14 protein-coding genes are annotated in these 13598 nt (G+C 65.6%); 6 read left to right on the top strand and 8 right to left on the bottom strand.

Annotated elements, in window-relative coordinates:
* The first annotated feature begins 34 nt into the window (after positions 1 to 34).
* Positions 35 to 868, top strand: a complete 834-nt coding sequence (locus tag QTL98_RS08485; RefSeq protein ID WP_445681785.1) for a MurR/RpiR family transcriptional regulator — start codon at positions 35 to 37, stop codon at positions 866 to 868.
* A 109-nt stretch (positions 869 to 977) separates the two neighbouring features.
* On the top strand, positions 978 to 1484 hold the full coding sequence (locus tag QTL98_RS08490; protein ID WP_445681786.1) for a low affinity iron permease family protein: 507 nt from the start codon (positions 978 to 980) through the stop codon (positions 1482 to 1484).
* A gap of 76 nt (positions 1485 to 1560) precedes the next feature.
* On the opposite strand, the gene QTL98_RS08495 is transcribed toward QTL98_RS08490, so the two are convergent.
* The 4 genes from QTL98_RS08495 to QTL98_RS08510 all read right to left on the bottom strand — a co-directional run bounded on the left by QTL98_RS08495 (position 1561) and on the right by QTL98_RS08510 (position 7045).
* Positions 1561 to 2181 (bottom strand): BON domain-containing protein, encoded by a 621-nt coding sequence (locus tag QTL98_RS08495; protein ID WP_445681787.1) that lies wholly within the window; start codon positions 2179 to 2181, stop codon positions 1561 to 1563.
* A 275-nt stretch (positions 2182 to 2456) separates the two neighbouring features.
* Positions 2457 to 3884 carry an efflux transporter outer membrane subunit gene (locus QTL98_RS08500; protein WP_445681788.1) on the bottom strand — a complete coding sequence of 476 codons (1428 nt, stop codon included), beginning with the start codon at positions 3882 to 3884 and terminating at the stop codon, positions 2457 to 2459.
* The gene (locus QTL98_RS08505) at positions 3881 to 5830 is read right to left on the bottom strand and encodes a MacB family efflux pump subunit (RefSeq protein ID WP_445681789.1); all 1950 of its coding nucleotides are present in this window, start codon (positions 5828 to 5830) and stop codon (positions 3881 to 3883) included. Before QTL98_RS08505 ends, QTL98_RS08500 begins: the two co-directional genes overlap by 4 nt.
* 3 nt (positions 5831 to 5833) lie before the next feature.
* Positions 5834 to 7045, bottom strand: a complete 1212-nt coding sequence (locus QTL98_RS08510) for an efflux RND transporter periplasmic adaptor subunit (protein ID WP_445681790.1) — start codon at positions 7043 to 7045, stop codon at positions 5834 to 5836.
* Positions 7046 to 7332: 287 nt separating this feature from the next.
* Here QTL98_RS08510 and QTL98_RS08515 point away from each other — a divergent pair, with 287 nt between their 5' ends.
* The 3 genes from QTL98_RS08515 to QTL98_RS08525 are packed head-to-tail and all read left to right on the top strand — an operon-like array spanning position 7333 to position 9937.
* A complete protein-coding gene (locus tag QTL98_RS08515) occupies positions 7333 to 8025 on the top strand; it encodes a response regulator transcription factor (RefSeq protein ID WP_445681791.1) in 693 nt (230 codons plus the stop codon).
* A 2-nt stretch (positions 8026 to 8027) separates the two neighbouring features.
* Positions 8028 to 8567 carry a hypothetical protein gene (locus tag QTL98_RS08520; RefSeq protein ID WP_445681792.1) on the top strand — a complete coding sequence of 180 codons (540 nt, stop codon included), beginning with the start codon at positions 8028 to 8030 and terminating at the stop codon, positions 8565 to 8567.
* A gap of 14 nt (positions 8568 to 8581) precedes the next feature.
* Complete coding sequence (locus QTL98_RS08525; RefSeq protein ID WP_445681793.1) at positions 8582 to 9937, top strand: HAMP domain-containing sensor histidine kinase; 1356 nt, start codon at positions 8582 to 8584, stop codon at positions 9935 to 9937.
* Between the two features lie 25 nt (positions 9938 to 9962).
* On the opposite strand, the gene QTL98_RS08530 is transcribed toward QTL98_RS08525, so the two are convergent.
* The 4 genes from QTL98_RS08530 to QTL98_RS08545 form a co-directional block, all read right to left on the bottom strand.
* On the bottom strand, positions 9963 to 10655 hold the full coding sequence (locus tag QTL98_RS08530; RefSeq protein WP_445681794.1) for a metal-dependent hydrolase: 693 nt from the start codon (positions 10653 to 10655) through the stop codon (positions 9963 to 9965).
* A 153-nt stretch (positions 10656 to 10808) separates the two neighbouring features.
* Positions 10809 to 11372: a 16S rRNA (guanine(966)-N(2))-methyltransferase RsmD gene (gene rsmD / locus QTL98_RS08535; RefSeq protein WP_445681795.1), complete on the bottom strand. Its 564-nt coding sequence runs from the start codon at positions 11370 to 11372 to the stop codon at positions 10809 to 10811.
* A 4-nt stretch (positions 11373 to 11376) separates the two neighbouring features.
* Positions 11377 to 12342 (bottom strand): pseudouridine synthase, encoded by a 966-nt coding sequence (locus tag QTL98_RS08540; protein WP_445681796.1) that lies wholly within the window; start codon positions 12340 to 12342, stop codon positions 11377 to 11379.
* 69 nt (positions 12343 to 12411) lie between these two features.
* Complete coding sequence (locus tag QTL98_RS08545; RefSeq protein WP_445681797.1) at positions 12412 to 12888, bottom strand: cupin domain-containing protein; 477 nt, start codon at positions 12886 to 12888, stop codon at positions 12412 to 12414.
* Positions 12889 to 12957: 69 nt separating this feature from the next.
* Here QTL98_RS08545 and QTL98_RS08550 point away from each other — a divergent pair, with 69 nt between their 5' ends.
* The gene (locus tag QTL98_RS08550; RefSeq protein ID WP_445681798.1) at positions 12958 to 13545 is read left to right on the top strand and encodes a TetR/AcrR family transcriptional regulator; all 588 of its coding nucleotides are present in this window, start codon (positions 12958 to 12960) and stop codon (positions 13543 to 13545) included.
* Positions 13546 to 13598 lie beyond the last annotated feature (53 nt).

The raw sequence follows: 13598 nt of genomic DNA on the forward strand, positions 1-13598 counted from the left end.
ACAAGAACGGGGGCGAGCCAAAGTGGATCGGGAGATGCTGGAGACGGACAAGGCTGAGGCCCCGCGGGATTTCGCCAGCCTCAGGGCGCTGCTGCTGGCCCGCAAGGATGCGCTACCCAAACGGCTGGCGCAGGTGGCCGGTTACGCCATGGCCAACCCGGACGACATCGCCTTTGGCACCGTCGCCAGCATTGCAGAGGCGGCCGGGGTGCCGACCTCCACGCTGGTGCGTTTTGCCCAGGCCCTCGGGTATCAGGGATTTTCCGACCTGCAGCTGATCTTCCGCTCGCGCCTGCGCGACCGGGTGCTGGATTATGACGAGCGGCTGCGCTCGCTGGCGGAGCATGCGCGTGGCGTCTCCAAGCCGGCCCTGCTGTTTGCCGGCTTTTCCGACGCGGCAGAGGAATCCGTGCGCTCGGTGCGCGAGCGCATCGACCCGCACCGGATCGAGGAGGCGGTGGAGCAGCTGATTTCGGCCGAGACCATTTATCTCATCGGCCAGCGCCGCTCCTTTCCGGTAACCAGCTATATGAGCTATGCGATGGGCAAGCTCGGCATCCGCAACGTGCTGGTGGGCTCCTCCAGCGGCACGGACGCGGAGACATTGTCCTTCGCCGGAGCGAAGGATGCCGCGGTGGCGGTCAGTTTCACGCCCTATGCTTCTGCCAGCGTAGGGCAGGCCAAGCAGCTTGCCGAGCAGAATGTGCCGATGGTGGTTATCACCGACAGCCCCTTCAGCCCGCTCGCCTCGCTGGGCGCGGTGTGGTTCGAGGTGGTGGAGGCGGATTACGAAGGGTTCCGCCCCCTGTCAGCGACGCTGGCGCTTGCCATGACGCTGGTGGTGAGCGTTGCCGAGGCCCGTGGCTGATCCTTCTGTCGCAGCAATTCCCGGCGGCGGAACCGGGCGTCCTTCATAACGTTTTATCTCCCGGCATCCAGCCGCGATGGCGCGTCGCGGATGCGGGAGATGAACGTCCATGTCCTTTTCCGATCTATTCAATACGCTGGCCAGCGAAACGGCCCGGGTGACCGGCCGGCCGGTCACCTTTCTGGGGTGCTGCCTCATCGTGGTCATCTGGGCGGTGACGGGGCCGCTCTTTGACTATTCCGACACCTGGCAACTGGTCATCAATACCGGCACCACCATCGTCACCTTCCTGATGGTGTTCCTGATCCAGAACACGCAGAACCGGGATTCAACGGCCCTTCAAGCCAAGCTCGACGAGCTGATCCGTGTCGGTTCCTCTTCCAACCGCTTCATCGGCATCGAGCATCTGACCGATGACGAGCTGGATTCCATCATCAAGCTGTGCGAGGCGCGCGCGACCGGCGGTGGGGGCGAGCACAAGCTGAGCGTCCAGCGCAAGGGCGCCGCAAGCAGGGCCCGACCGGCGAAAACTGCCGCCAGTAAAAACGCAGGCGACAAGGATGCCCCCAAGACGCCGGCCCGGCGTGCTCCGGCTCGCCGCAAGGCGGCCAGCTGAAAGACAAAACCCCTCCGGCCGGAATGCTGTCCGGGCCGGAGGGGTTCTCTTTTGTGCCACCGACGGGGTGGAGGCGTCAGCCGGCGGGAAGCTTTACGCGCAGGTTGTTCTGGCAGTGCGTAACGCCGGAGACAGTGTCCACCAGATCCTCCGCACGGCGCTTGGCAGCGCGGCTGGTGACGGTGCCGAACAGCATGACCTCGCCATTCTCGACGGTGACCTCGATGTTGGAGGCATCGAGGAAATGATCGTCGGTCAGCCGGTCATTTATATCTTCCAGAATGCGGTTCTGGTCGCGCTGATAGCCTTTGGGGCCGCGCCCGCGGTGGGTTTCCCGCGCATCCATCTCGCGGCGGTGCTCCGCGCCCTCATCGCCGAACCAGGAAGAGAACTCATCCCGCGCCTGCTGCCAGAAGCCGCGCGGATTATGGCCATGGCGCGGTTCCCAGCGCACATCTTCCGGGCGTGGCGCGCGGCCGGCATTGTCTTCGCCCCAGCGCGGGCCGCCACGCAGATCCTCGTCGCCGGGAAAGACGTCATAGGGGAAGGGATACATCGGCCCATAGGCCATGAACTCGCCCGGATAGGGCGATGCCCCGCGGCGGCGGCGATAGCGCGGGTCGATGGCGACGCCCGGCCCATCCTCGTCCGGCCGGTTGCCGGGGGAAGCAGGTCTGTCAGGCCAGTAATATGCCATTTTTTCCTCCTTTTCTGCCGGGCCGGCTTGCGGTTCTCGAAGGAGAAGTTTCAGCCGGCCCTCTACAGAAGAAACCACCGGAGCCGCCGGGATGTTCCTGCGACATACTGCGTTGGGGGTGGCGGCGACCGGGCCGGAACCGGGGCGGAAAAAGGAAAACCCCGGCGCTGCAGGGGGATTGCGCCGGGGTTTCCTGGCCTGCGGGAGATCGGTTCGGGGAGGAACCTTTCATACCCGCAGGTTATCGGTTGAACTGCCTGTTGCCCCTCGGATCCTTACTGGATGGTGATGGTGGCATCCGTGACCTGCGGCAGCGGGGTGCTGCCGCCGAGGGCCTGGTAGAGCGTGACCTGCTCGTTCAACTGGTTCAGGTGATTTTCCAGCAGCGATTCCTCGTTGGAGCGGCGCTTCTCCTGCGCATCGAGCCAGTCCTGCAAGGAAACGGCGCCGGCACGGTAACGGGTCTCGTAGATCGCCTCCGCCCGTCTGGCGCTGTCGACGGCGCTCGTCAGCAGCTCACCCTGGGCGGCGTACTGGCGGCGGGCCGAGAGCGCGTTTTCCACATCGGCAAAGGCGCTGTAGACGCTCTGGCGGAAGTTGGTCACCGCCAGCGCATAGTCGGCTTCCGACACCTTGATCTCGAGCTTGCGCTCGTTCCATTGCAGGAAGGGCAAAGCAAGGCCGGCGCCGAGCGTGCCGATGGGATTGCGCAGGATATCGGCCAGCGCCTCGCTGCCGGTGCTGATGCTGCCGGTCAGCGTGACGTCCGGCAGATAGCTGGCACGGGTGGCGTCGATGGTGGCGAGGCTTTCGCGCAGGCGCAGTTCGGACGCCTTCAGATCCGGCCGGCGTTCCAGCACTGAGGCCGGCAGGCCGGCGGGAATGTCCGGCACGCCCTGCGGCAGCGCCGCGCGCTCGATATCGAAGGCATGCGGTGGGCCGTTGAACAGGATGGCGAGCGCATTTTGCGTTTCCACCTGCTGCTGCAGGAACTGGGTGTGCGCGGCGCGCTGGGTGTCGAGGCTGGTCTGGGCTTCCAGGAGCTCCAGCGCGGAGGAGGCGCCGGCAGCATATTGCGTGCGCACGAGGTCCAGCGTGCGCTGGGCATAATCGATGCTGTCCTGGCTGAGGCGGATACGTTCCTTGAGGTATATCGCCTGCCAGTAAAGGTTTGCCGTCGTCCCGGCGAGCGACATGGCGGTTGCCTGCCGGTCCGCTTCCGTCGCCTGCGCTTCCCAGCGCTTGGCGTCGGTGGTGCTGGAAAGCTTGCCCCAGAGATCGACCTCGTAACTCACCGACCCGGTGAGGGAGGAGGAGCGCTGGCTGGAGGCGCTGGTATCGAGCCGCTTCGAGGTGGAGGCATCCGCCGAGGCCGAGACCGTAGGGCGCTCGTCATCGGCGGCAAGTCCGGCCTGAAGCTGGGCCTGACGCACTTTGATAGCAGCGGCTGCCAGATCATTGTTGCTGGCAAAGGCTTCCTCGATCAGGGCATTCAGCGCCGGATCGTTGAAGGCCTGCCACCACTGGTCGGTCGGCAGTGTGCTGCGGGTCTGGTTGGCGCCGGTTTCCTGCCACCAGGCACCGGGCACGGTCAGCGCCGGGCGGGAATAGTCCGTGGTGCCAAGCAGCGAGCAGCCGCCAAGGGACAGGGCAACGAGACCGGCCAGCAGCGGCCGGCTAGCAAGGGAGGGTATCAGCTTCATTCGCGCGCCAGCGCCTCCACAGGGTCCAGCCGCGCCGCGCTGCGGGCAGGCAGGAAACCGAAAATCACGCCGATCAGGGTCGAGCAGGCAAAGGCCGCGACGATCGAAGTGGTCGAATAGGTAAGATTCACGTCGGTGCTGAAATGGGTGAGAATGAAACCGAGCCCGAAGGCGGCCATCACTCCCAGAAACCCGCCGATGAAACACACCAGCACCGCCTCGATGAGGAACTGGCGCAGGATGTCGTTCTGCCGGGCACCCACGGCCATGCGCACGCCGATCTCGCGGGTACGCTCCGTCACCGAGACGAGCATGATGTTCATGACGCCGATACCGCCGACGACCAGCGAGATGAGCGCGATTGCCGAAATGAGCAGGGTCAGGGTTTCGGTCGTCTTCTGGATGGTCTGACGGATGGTGTCCGTGTTCATCGTGAAGAAGTCCTTGGTGCCGTGCTGGCGCTCCAGCGCGGCGATGATCTGCTGCTCGGCAACGGCGGTATCGTAATTGTCCGCCACGCGCACGGTGATGCTCTGCAAGTTGGTCTGCCCGAGGATGCGGCTCATCGCCGTGGTGTAGGGCAGCCAGACATTCAACTCGTCGCTGTTGCCGAAGGGGGAGGCCTTGGGGGCCGTCACGCCGATGATGCGCACCGGCACATCGCCGACAAAGAACACCTGCCCCAGCGGATCATCCCCGTTGGGGAACATTTTCTGGCGGGTGTTGTCGTCGATGACGGCGACCTGCGCCCGGCGGCTGATGCTGCCGGCGTCGAAAGAAACACCGTTCGCCATCTCATAGCCGCGCACGCGGAAGAACTGGTCCCCCACGCCGCGTACCGTGGCGGAGAGCTCAAGGTTGCGGTAGCGCAGGATCTTGCCGGAGGCGGAAACGCCGGGCGTCACACTGTCGGCATAGGTTTCCCTGGCCAGCAGGTCGGCATCGCGGGGCACCAGCGTGAGGATGCTGGAGGATTTGCGGTCACCGAAATCCTTGCCGGGATAGATGTCGATCGTATTGGTGCCGATGGAGTTGATGTTCTCCAGGATCTGCGCGCTCGATCCCTGGCCGAGCGCCACTACCGAGACCACCGAGGCGATGCCGATGATGATGCCGAGCATGGTAAGGAAGGTGCGCAGGCGATGGGCCGCCATGGCGACGAGCGCCATGCTGAAGGCCTCGCCAAAACGGCCGAGCGCGGCGCGCCAGCTGGAGCGGGCGTGATCGGCCAGCGGCGGGGCAATGCTTTCTTCCTGCGGCTTGCGCCGTGTGTCGGCAATGATGCGGCCGTCGCTGATCTCGATGATGCGCTCGGCATGGTCGGCCACCTTGGCATCGTGGGTCACGATGATGATGGTGTGGCCGGCCTGATGCAGCTCGGAGAGCAGCTTCAGCATCTCCTCGCCGCTGGTGCTGTCGAGCGCACCGGTCGGCTCGTCGGCCAGGATGATCTGGCCGCCATTCATCAGCGCACGCGCCACGCTGACGCGTTGCTGCTGGCCGCCGGAAAGCTGCGAGGGTTTGTGATCCAGCCGGTTGCCGAGGCCGAGCCGCTCGAGCAGTGAGGCGGCGCGGTCCTGCCGGGCGCCCCGGGGGGCGCCGGCATAGATGGCCGGCACTTCCACATTGCCGAGCGCGGTCAGCGTGGAGAGCAGGTGATAACGCTGGAAGATGAAGCCGAAATATTCGCGCCGGAGGGCGGCGAGTTCATCGGGCTCCAGCCCGTTCGTATCCTGCCCGTTGATGCGATAGGCACCGCTGGTCGGCCGGTCGAGGCAGCCGAGGATGTTCATCAGCGTCGACTTGCCGGAGCCGGAAGCGCCGATGATGGCGACCATCTCGCCGGAATTGATGGTGAGGTTTACATCCTGCAGCACCGCGATGGTGCCTTCGCCGGCGGGGAATTCCCGGCGCAGGTCCTCAAGTTCGATAAGGGGTGTGCTCATGGCTCAGAACCTCATCGGTCCCATGCGGCGCGGTGCCTGCGAAGCGGAAGCGGCGGCTGTGGTGGTCGTGGTGGTCAGCACCACCTTGTCGCCTTCGGAAAGCCCGTCCTGCACCTCGGCCGTCACGTTGTTGTTGATGCCGACATGCACCTTCTGCGGCCGGGTGGTGCCATCCGCCTGCAGTACCTCGACGATATAGCTGCCATCCCTGGCCTTGTTGCGCAGGGCAGAGACGGGAACGGTCAGGGCGTCCTTCGCCTCGTTCAGTACGATGGAAACCTGCGCCGTCATCGAGATGCGCAGCGTGCGGTCAGGGTTATCGACGTAAAAAACGCCGTTGTAATAGACCGCCTTGCTGTCCTCGGTGATGGTGGTCACGTCGTCGGTGGTCTCGACCGTGTCGGTCACCGGCTTGATGCTGTCGAGCGTGGCGTAGAAGCGCCGGTCGGGATCGCCAAGGATGGTGAAATAGACCTTCTGGCCCGGTTTTACGCGCACCACGTCGGCCTCGGAGATGGCAGCTTCTACTTCCATGCGGCTGAGATCGGCCATCTTGGCGATGGTCGGCGCGCTTTGCGCGGCGTTGACCGTCTGGCCTTCCTGCCGGGAGACGGCGATGATGGTCCCGGTCATCGGCGCGGTGATCTTGGTGTAGCCGAGATTGACCCGGGCAGTGTCGACTGTGACTTCCGCCTGACGGATCTGCGCATCGAGCGCGGCGATATTGGCCTTGGTGACCGCCAGCGTCGCCTCGGCACTTTCAAAATCTTCCCGCGAGGTTGCGTCCTGCGCGCGCATCTGCTTCTGGCGGTTATAGGCCAGTTCGGCCTGGCGCAGCGTTGCCTGTTCGGCGGCGCGCTGGGCCTTGACGTTATCGAGCGCGGCTTCGGAATCCTTGAGCGTGTTTTCGCGGGTGAGCGGGTCGATCTCGGCGATGGGGTCGCCTTCCTTCACCTCGTCACCCACCGAGACATCGATATGGGTGATCTGGCCGGAAACCTGGGCACCGACGAGAACCGTCTTGGAGGCGTTGATGGTGCCGGTTGCCAGCACCGTGTCCTCGATATCGCCGCGGGTGACCGCTGCCGTGGGCGGCGGAGCCACCGGGGTCGGGCGCAGCAGGGTGAAACCGGCAACACCGGCACCGGCGACGATGACCAGTACGGCCACGATCAGGGCAGGGCGCAGGCGGCGCTTCTTGCGGTTGGGGGTCAAGGCTAACTCCAGGGCTTCTTCATCTCGTCGCCGGATTTGGCGGGGCCGGCTCGTTGGACAGCAGTGTTGACCCGAATATAGGAAGGCGGGCGTGGCATGTGGGTGAAGGCTGCGAAAGCAAAACGTAAAGATTGCGTAAATTCGCGGATTTCCTGCCTTGAGACAGGTGCCAAGGCTAAAATCCCGGCGTATGGAAATTGCCAGCAACTGCGTAAGCGCGGTGGCCGGCGTACCGTTGCGCCTTAAGCTGCCGCGATTGATTTTGACGAGGCCGGAGACCGGATCAGGTGCAGATCCTGCTGATCGACGACGATGCCGAACTGGGCGCCATGCTGCGTGAATATATGGCCGGCGAGGGTTTTGACCTCACCATGGTCCATAATGGCGAAGCAGGCGTCGAGGCTGCCCTGTCGGGCAATTATTCGGCAGCCATTCTGGACATCATGATGCCCCGCATGGGCGGCATCGAGGTGCTGCGCCGTATCCGGCAGGAAAGCGCGCTTCCTGTCATCATGCTGACGGCCAAGGGCGATGACATCGACCGTGTCATCGGCCTTGAGATGGGGGCGGATGATTATGTGCCCAAACCCTGTTACCCGCGCGAGCTGGTGGCAAGGCTGCGGGCCGTGCTGCGGCGCAGCCAGGCGGCCCCGGTCGCCGGCAGCGAGCGGCAGGGGGAGGAACTCAGCAGCGGGCCCATTGCACTCAGCCCGGCCCAGCGCCGGGTCACCTGCGCTGGCCAGCCGCTCGATCTCACCGCGTCGGAATTCAATCTCCTGGAGATGCTGCTGAGGGCCGGCGACCGGGTCGTCACCAAGGATGAGATGTCCATCCAGGTGCTGGGCCGGCCGCGTGAGGCCTATGACCGCAGCATCGATGTGCATGTGAGCAATCTGAGACAGAAACTTCACGCCGCGACCAGCGACGAGCGCTGGATCGAGACCGTCCGCGGCGTGGGTTACAGGATAAGGCAGGTTTGAAAATGCGGCCCTGGCTCTTCTGGAAGATCCTGATCGGCAGCTGGATGGTGTTCTTCGCCTCCGTCGAGGCCCTCTGGCTGGTCATTACCCTTTTTGCCACGCCGCCGATGCCCCCCGGCATGCGCAGCGCCGAGCAGATCGCGCCGGTGATGCTGGCCAGCGCAGCGGCGGCAGTGCGTGAAGGCGGCCTCGACCAGCTGAACGGGCTGATGCGCAGCTGGCCGCAGGAGCTGCGCAGCAGCCTTTCTGTCAGCCTTGGCGGCGAGCGGGCCTTGCCGGCTCCTGGTCCCGCCGGCGACCATGATGCCACCGAGATCGTCTCAACGCCGGAAGGCACCACCTGGCGCCTGACCTACCGGCCGCTTGCCGATATGCCGCCGGCGCCGCCGGGATTGCCGGGCGTGCCGCTCCCCGTGCTGGCCCTCGGTTTTGCCGGTGCCACGCTCTTCTGCGCGGCGCTGGGCTGGTATCTGCGCCGGGCCTCCCGCTTCCTGCGGGAAAACCTCTCCGGCTACGATCTCGCCGGGCTGTCGCTGCGCTGAAGGAGGGCCGGGCCATGATGCGCCGCCGCCTGTTCTGGAAGATTCTGATCGGCTTCTGGGCGACCATCTTCCTGATGGTGGAGACGCTGTGGCTGCTGATTGCGCTTTATGGCGCGCCGCGGCGCCCCGAGCTGATGTTTGCGCGCCGCACGGCGCCGGCACTTGTGGCCTCTGCTGCCGATGCGCTGGAGACTGGCGGACAGGCCCGCCTTGCTACCCTGCTGGCCAAATGGCCGGAGGAGCAGCGGGACTTTCTCGTCACAAACCCGGCAACCGGCCCGGCCATACCCGACAGCCCCATCGAGACCCCCGAGGTGCCGGGGCAGGATACCGAACTGGCCGAAGGCACCTCCCTGACACTGGCGCAGCAACGCGTGGTGGCGGCTGATGGCTCGGCCTGGGAGGTTGCCTACCGCTACGTCCAGCGCCCGCGCCGCCACCCGGGGCCACTCGAAATCCCGCATGAGATCGTCATTCTCGGCGCCGTTGCCGGCCTGATCTTCAGCTCGGTGCTGGCCTGGTACCTGACGCGGCCAATCAACCGCCTGCGGCGCGGGTTCGAGCGGTTTGCGCAAGGCGAGCTGAAGGTGCGCCTGCAGCCCGAGATGGGTCGGCGGCGGGACGAGATTGCCGACCTTGCCCGCGATTTCGATGCGATGGCGGGCCGCATCCAGCAGCTGATGGCCGCGCGCGACCAGTTGCTGCATGACGTAAGCCACGAACTGCGCTCCCCGCTCGCCCGGCTGCACATGGCCGTCGGCCTTGCCCGGCAGGACCCGCGCAAGATGGATGTCTCCCTTGGCCGCATCGAGATGGAGGCGCGCCGCCTTGACGAGATGGTGGGCGAGCTCTTGACGCTGTCACGCGTGGAAAGCGGCGCGCCCAGCCTTGATGGCTATTTCGACCTGCACGGCCTGCTGCGCTCCATTATCGCCGATGCGCGCTATGAGGGGCAGGCGGCAACGGTGGCCGTGAGCACCAACATCGCCGAGGATGAAGAGGCCGAACCCGGCCCGACGATCAAGGGCAGCCCCGACCTGATGCGGCGGGCGCTGGAAAACATCGTGCGCAATGCCCTGCGTTTTTCCCCCGCCGGCAAGGCGGTGGAGGTGCGGGTGAGCGGCAATGCGGTGACCGGCCAGCAGGTGGTGCGGGTGGTGGATGAAGGGCCGGGCGTGCCGGAAGAGGCGCTTGCCACCATGTTCGACCCGTTTGTGCGGGTTGCCGGTGCGGCGCCGGGGCCGGGTTTCGGGCTCGGGCTGGCGATTGCTCGCCGCACGGTGGATGCCCATGGCGGCACGGTGGTAGCTGCCAACAGGCCGCAGGGCGGCCTTGAGGTAACAGTCACCCTGCCTTCCGCCGCGAGCTGAGGCGACGGAAGGCAGGGGATAGCCTTTAAAGGGTGATGCTGCCCATCGGGGCGATATTGATCATCTCCCCCTTCTTGAGCCCTGCCTTGAACGCGGCGGGCGTGCCGGTCAGCAGCGGGAAGGTGCCGTGGTGAATCGGCAGCACCTTCTTGAAGTCGAAGAAGCGGTTGCAAGCCAGCGCCGCGCTCTCGGCGCCCATGGTGAAGCGGTCGCCGATGGGCACGAAGGCGATGTCGGGCTTGTGCAGCTCGTTGATGAGTGCCATGTCGCCGAAAATCTCGGTATCGCCCATATGGTAGATCGCATGGCTGGCCCACTTCACCACCATGCCGGCGGCTTCGCCGAGATAGGTGTTGGAGCCGTCGCCATTATCCCAGGACGAGCTGTGGAAGGCGTTGGTCATCGACACTTTTGCAAAGCCGAGATCGACGGTGCCGCCCTTGTTCATCGGCTGCAGGTTTTTCGCGCCCTTGGAGGCGAGGAACATGGCGAGTTCGAAATTGGAGCAGACCACCGGCTGGTCGCGCTCGATGATGCCGGCGGCATCGGCGATGTGGTCGTTGTGGCCGTGCGTCAGCACCAGCGCATCGACCTTGGGCAGGTTGTCGAGCGTCTCCAGCGAGCAGGCCGGGTTATGGATCAGGAACGGGTCGAACAGGACATGCTTGCCTTCATGCTCGAGGCCGATGGTCGCATGGCCGTACCAGGTGATCTTCATGACGGGTCCTTAATCAGGAAGGAGCGCTGCGAGCGCAAAAAGAGGGAGAGCGGCCGGCTTGCCGGCGCCTCATGGCAACATCTAGGGCGCCCGGGGCGATATGTCACCGCCCCGGAGCCCTAATTCTGCCGGGAATTTTGACGCGGGCGGCGTTCAGGCGCCTGGCGCCAGCTCCAGAATCCACAAGCTGGTGGCGCCGTATTTGCGCCGGTCGACCAGCTTCCAGCCGATGCCCGACAGCGACAGGGTCTCGTCGCTCGCCATTTCGCACAAGGCAACGGCGGCAGGCGCCGCCCAGCCCTGGCGGGCAAGGGCGGGCAGGGCCGCCTCGACAAGGCCCTTGTGGTAGGGCGGGTCGAGAAACAGAAGATCGGCCGGCTGGCTCGCTACCGGCGGCTCGGCGGCGCTGGCGCGGATGAAGCTGCAACGCTCCGCCAGCCCCAGCGTTTCGGCGTTACGGCGGGCAAGCGCGAGCGAGGGGGCGGCGATATCCATCAGCGTTGCGTGGGAAGCGCCACGCGACAGCGCCTCCAGCGCCAGCGCGCCGGAGCCGCAGAAGGCATCGAGCACCCGCACCTCATGCAGGCCGGGCGACCAGTTCGCATGGGCGATGAGGTTAAAGAGCGTCTCGCGAACCCGGTCCGTGGTCGGACGGATATCCTTGCCTTCCGGGGCTTCGAGCGCCCGGCCGCGATGCGTGCCGCCGACAATGCGCATGAGCCTAGAGCCCCAGCGCCTTGCCGAACTGGTCACGCACCACGCGCTGCGGCACCTCTTCGACCTCCATGCGCTCCAGCTTGCCGAGCTGGATGGGGCCGTAGGCGACGCGGATCAGGCGGTTGACCCTGAGGCCGATGCTTTCCAGCACACGACGCACCTCGCGATTCTTGCCTTCGCGGATGCCGATGGTGAGCCACAGATTGTGGCCCGAGCTCTGCTCGAGATCGAGTTGGGCTTCCATCGGGCCATAACGTACGCCATCGACGACGACACCCTTGGCAAGCGACGCCAGCTTTGCCGCATCGGCATAACCATGGGCGCGCACCCGATAACGGCGATTGAGGCCCGTAGAGGGATGTTCGAGGAAGCGCTTGAGCGCACCATCATTGGTGAGCAGCAAAAGCCCCTCGGAGTTGAGGTCCAGCCGACCGACAGCCATAAGGCGCGGCAGGTGCGGCGGCAGATGGTCGAAGATGGTCGGGCGGCCTTCAGGGTCGCGGGTCGTGGTCACGAGGCCCATGGCCTTGTGCAGGCGGAACAGGCGCGGCGGCTGGATATCCGGCAATGGTTTGCCATCAACCTCGATCACGTCGGCGGGGGTGACGGTCTGGGCCGGGGTGGTCAGCACCTTGCCGTTCAGCACCACCCGGCCTTCGGCGATCCAGCGCTCCGCATCGCGGCGCGAGCAGACGCCCGCGCGTGACAGGCGCTTGGCGATCCGCTCGGGTTCACCTTCGGCCTTCGGTTTGGCCAGTGTGGCAGGCACAGGGGTGCCGCCAGCGACCGCCTTGCGTATCGGGCGAGAGTTGGGGCGCGGGGCCGGGGCGTCGGCCTTGGCAGCCGGCTTGCGAGCGCCAGCGGCGCCGGCAGGGCGGCGAGGCGGTTTCTTGTTGTCGGAGGTGGTCATGGCCGGAAAATAGTCCGCCCCCTCGTGCGCGGCAAGCGACGCGAGGGGGCGAACCGCCATCCGGTGTCGCTATCGGGCAGGATGGGGCCTTCTAGCCACGCCGGACAGGTCTTGCAAGTCACGCAGCGTTCAGGCCGGCGGCAGCATCTGGATGCCGTAGCGGGCGCCGGCGGCGACGAGGCGCGGCACATCCGGCGGGCTCATCGGCGGGAAGATTGCGGCATCCGTTACCGGATCGCCCGCCTCGGCGAAGAATTTCTCATGCAGGCCGCCGGGCAGGTTGATGATCAGCATGCGGGCAGGCTTGAGGCCGGCATTGCGGAAAGCATGCGGCACGCTGCGCGGCACGTGATGGAACGCACCCGGGCCGCTGATGGTCACTTTGCCGCCGATCATGAATTCATATTCGCCTTCCAGCACATAAAAGGCTTCTTCATCGTCGCGCTGGAGGTGGGGCGGGGTGCCCTGGCCTGGCGCGGTGGTGACGTCCACGAGGGAAAAGGCGCCGCCGGTTTCTGCACCGGTGGCGCGGAAGGTCACGAGCGTTCCCAGCAGATGGACGGTGTTGCCGGGTGTCGGGTCAAGGGGTGCGACAGCGTTCATCATTGGCTGTTCCTGTCTCATGATGATATAGTGATCTCGTAATGAGATATTTGTCTCATAAGTGAGGATCGGGTGAGCAGTCAAGAGAGTTTCGAGCGCGTGGCGCAGAAGCGGCGCACGCGCCATGCCCTGCTGGTGGCAACCAGAGAGCTTCTGGGCGAAGGAAAGCAGCCGACAGTGCCGGAGGCGGCAGACCGGGCCGGTATTTCGCGGGCGACCGCCTATCGATATTTCTCCACGCCCGCGGTGCTGGCGGAGGAGGCGATTCTCGACGCCATCGCCGCCGAATTCGAGCGGCTGGATCTGGATCGGGCTTATGAAACGCAGGATGCCACCACGCGGGCTGTCGAGACGGTAAGTGCGGTGCTCGGAATGATCATGCGCAATGAGCCGCTTTTTCGAACCTATCTGGGGCTGGTGGTGAGCCCGGAAGGGGGCGCCCGGCGTGGGGCGCGGCGCGTGACCTGGCTCTCCCGGGCGCTGGAGCCGCTGGCCGCCACGCTGGAGCCTGCGGAGTTTCAGCGCATCCTGCACGGGCTCGCCCTGCTGGCCGGCATGGAGACCGTCGTAGTGCTGCGGGATGTATGCGGGCTGGACGATGCCGGTATCGACGAGACGGCGCGGTGGCTTGCCGCCCGCATCGTGGGCCCGGCGGCGTGAAATCTGCTTCCGGCACGACGCCCGCCGCCTTATCACTGGGCGTCATGATGGAT

The sequence above is a fragment of the Radicibacter daui genome (assembly GCA_030657355.1).
Lineage (GTDB): Bacteria > Pseudomonadota > Alphaproteobacteria > Radicibacterales > Radicibacteraceae > Radicibacter > Radicibacter daui.

What these genes read in the sequence shown, in the direction of transcription:
- QTL98_RS08545 (WP_445681797.1), bottom strand. Translation starts at nt 12,888, where the DNA reads ATGATGAACGCTGTCGCACCCCTTGACCCGACACCCGGCAACACCGTC.
- QTL98_RS08540 (WP_445681796.1), bottom strand. Translation starts at nt 12,342, where the DNA reads ATGGCGGTTCGCCCCCTCGCGTCGCTTGCCGCGCACGAGGGGGCGGAC.
- QTL98_RS08505 (WP_445681789.1), bottom strand. Translation starts at nt 5,830, where the DNA reads ATGAGCACACCCCTTATCGAACTTGAGGACCTGCGCCGGGAATTCCCC.
- QTL98_RS08530 (WP_445681794.1), bottom strand. Translation starts at nt 10,655, where the DNA reads ATGAAGATCACCTGGTACGGCCATGCGACCATCGGCCTCGAGCATGAA.
- QTL98_RS08500 (WP_445681788.1), bottom strand. Translation starts at nt 3,884, where the DNA reads ATGAAGCTGATACCCTCCCTTGCTAGCCGGCCGCTGCTGGCCGGTCTC.
- QTL98_RS08520 (WP_445681792.1), top strand. Translation starts at nt 8,028, where the DNA reads ATGCGGCCCTGGCTCTTCTGGAAGATCCTGATCGGCAGCTGGATGGTG.
- QTL98_RS08525 (WP_445681793.1), top strand. Translation starts at nt 8,582, where the DNA reads ATGATGCGCCGCCGCCTGTTCTGGAAGATTCTGATCGGCTTCTGGGCG.
- rsmD (WP_445681795.1), bottom strand. Translation starts at nt 11,372, where the DNA reads ATGCGCATTGTCGGCGGCACGCATCGCGGCCGGGCGCTCGAAGCCCCG.
- QTL98_RS08495 (WP_445681787.1), bottom strand. Translation starts at nt 2,181, where the DNA reads ATGGCATATTACTGGCCTGACAGACCTGCTTCCCCCGGCAACCGGCCG.
- QTL98_RS08490 (WP_445681786.1), top strand. Translation starts at nt 978, where the DNA reads ATGTCCTTTTCCGATCTATTCAATACGCTGGCCAGCGAAACGGCCCGG.
- QTL98_RS08485 (WP_445681785.1), top strand. Translation starts at nt 35, where the DNA reads ATGCTGGAGACGGACAAGGCTGAGGCCCCGCGGGATTTCGCCAGCCTC.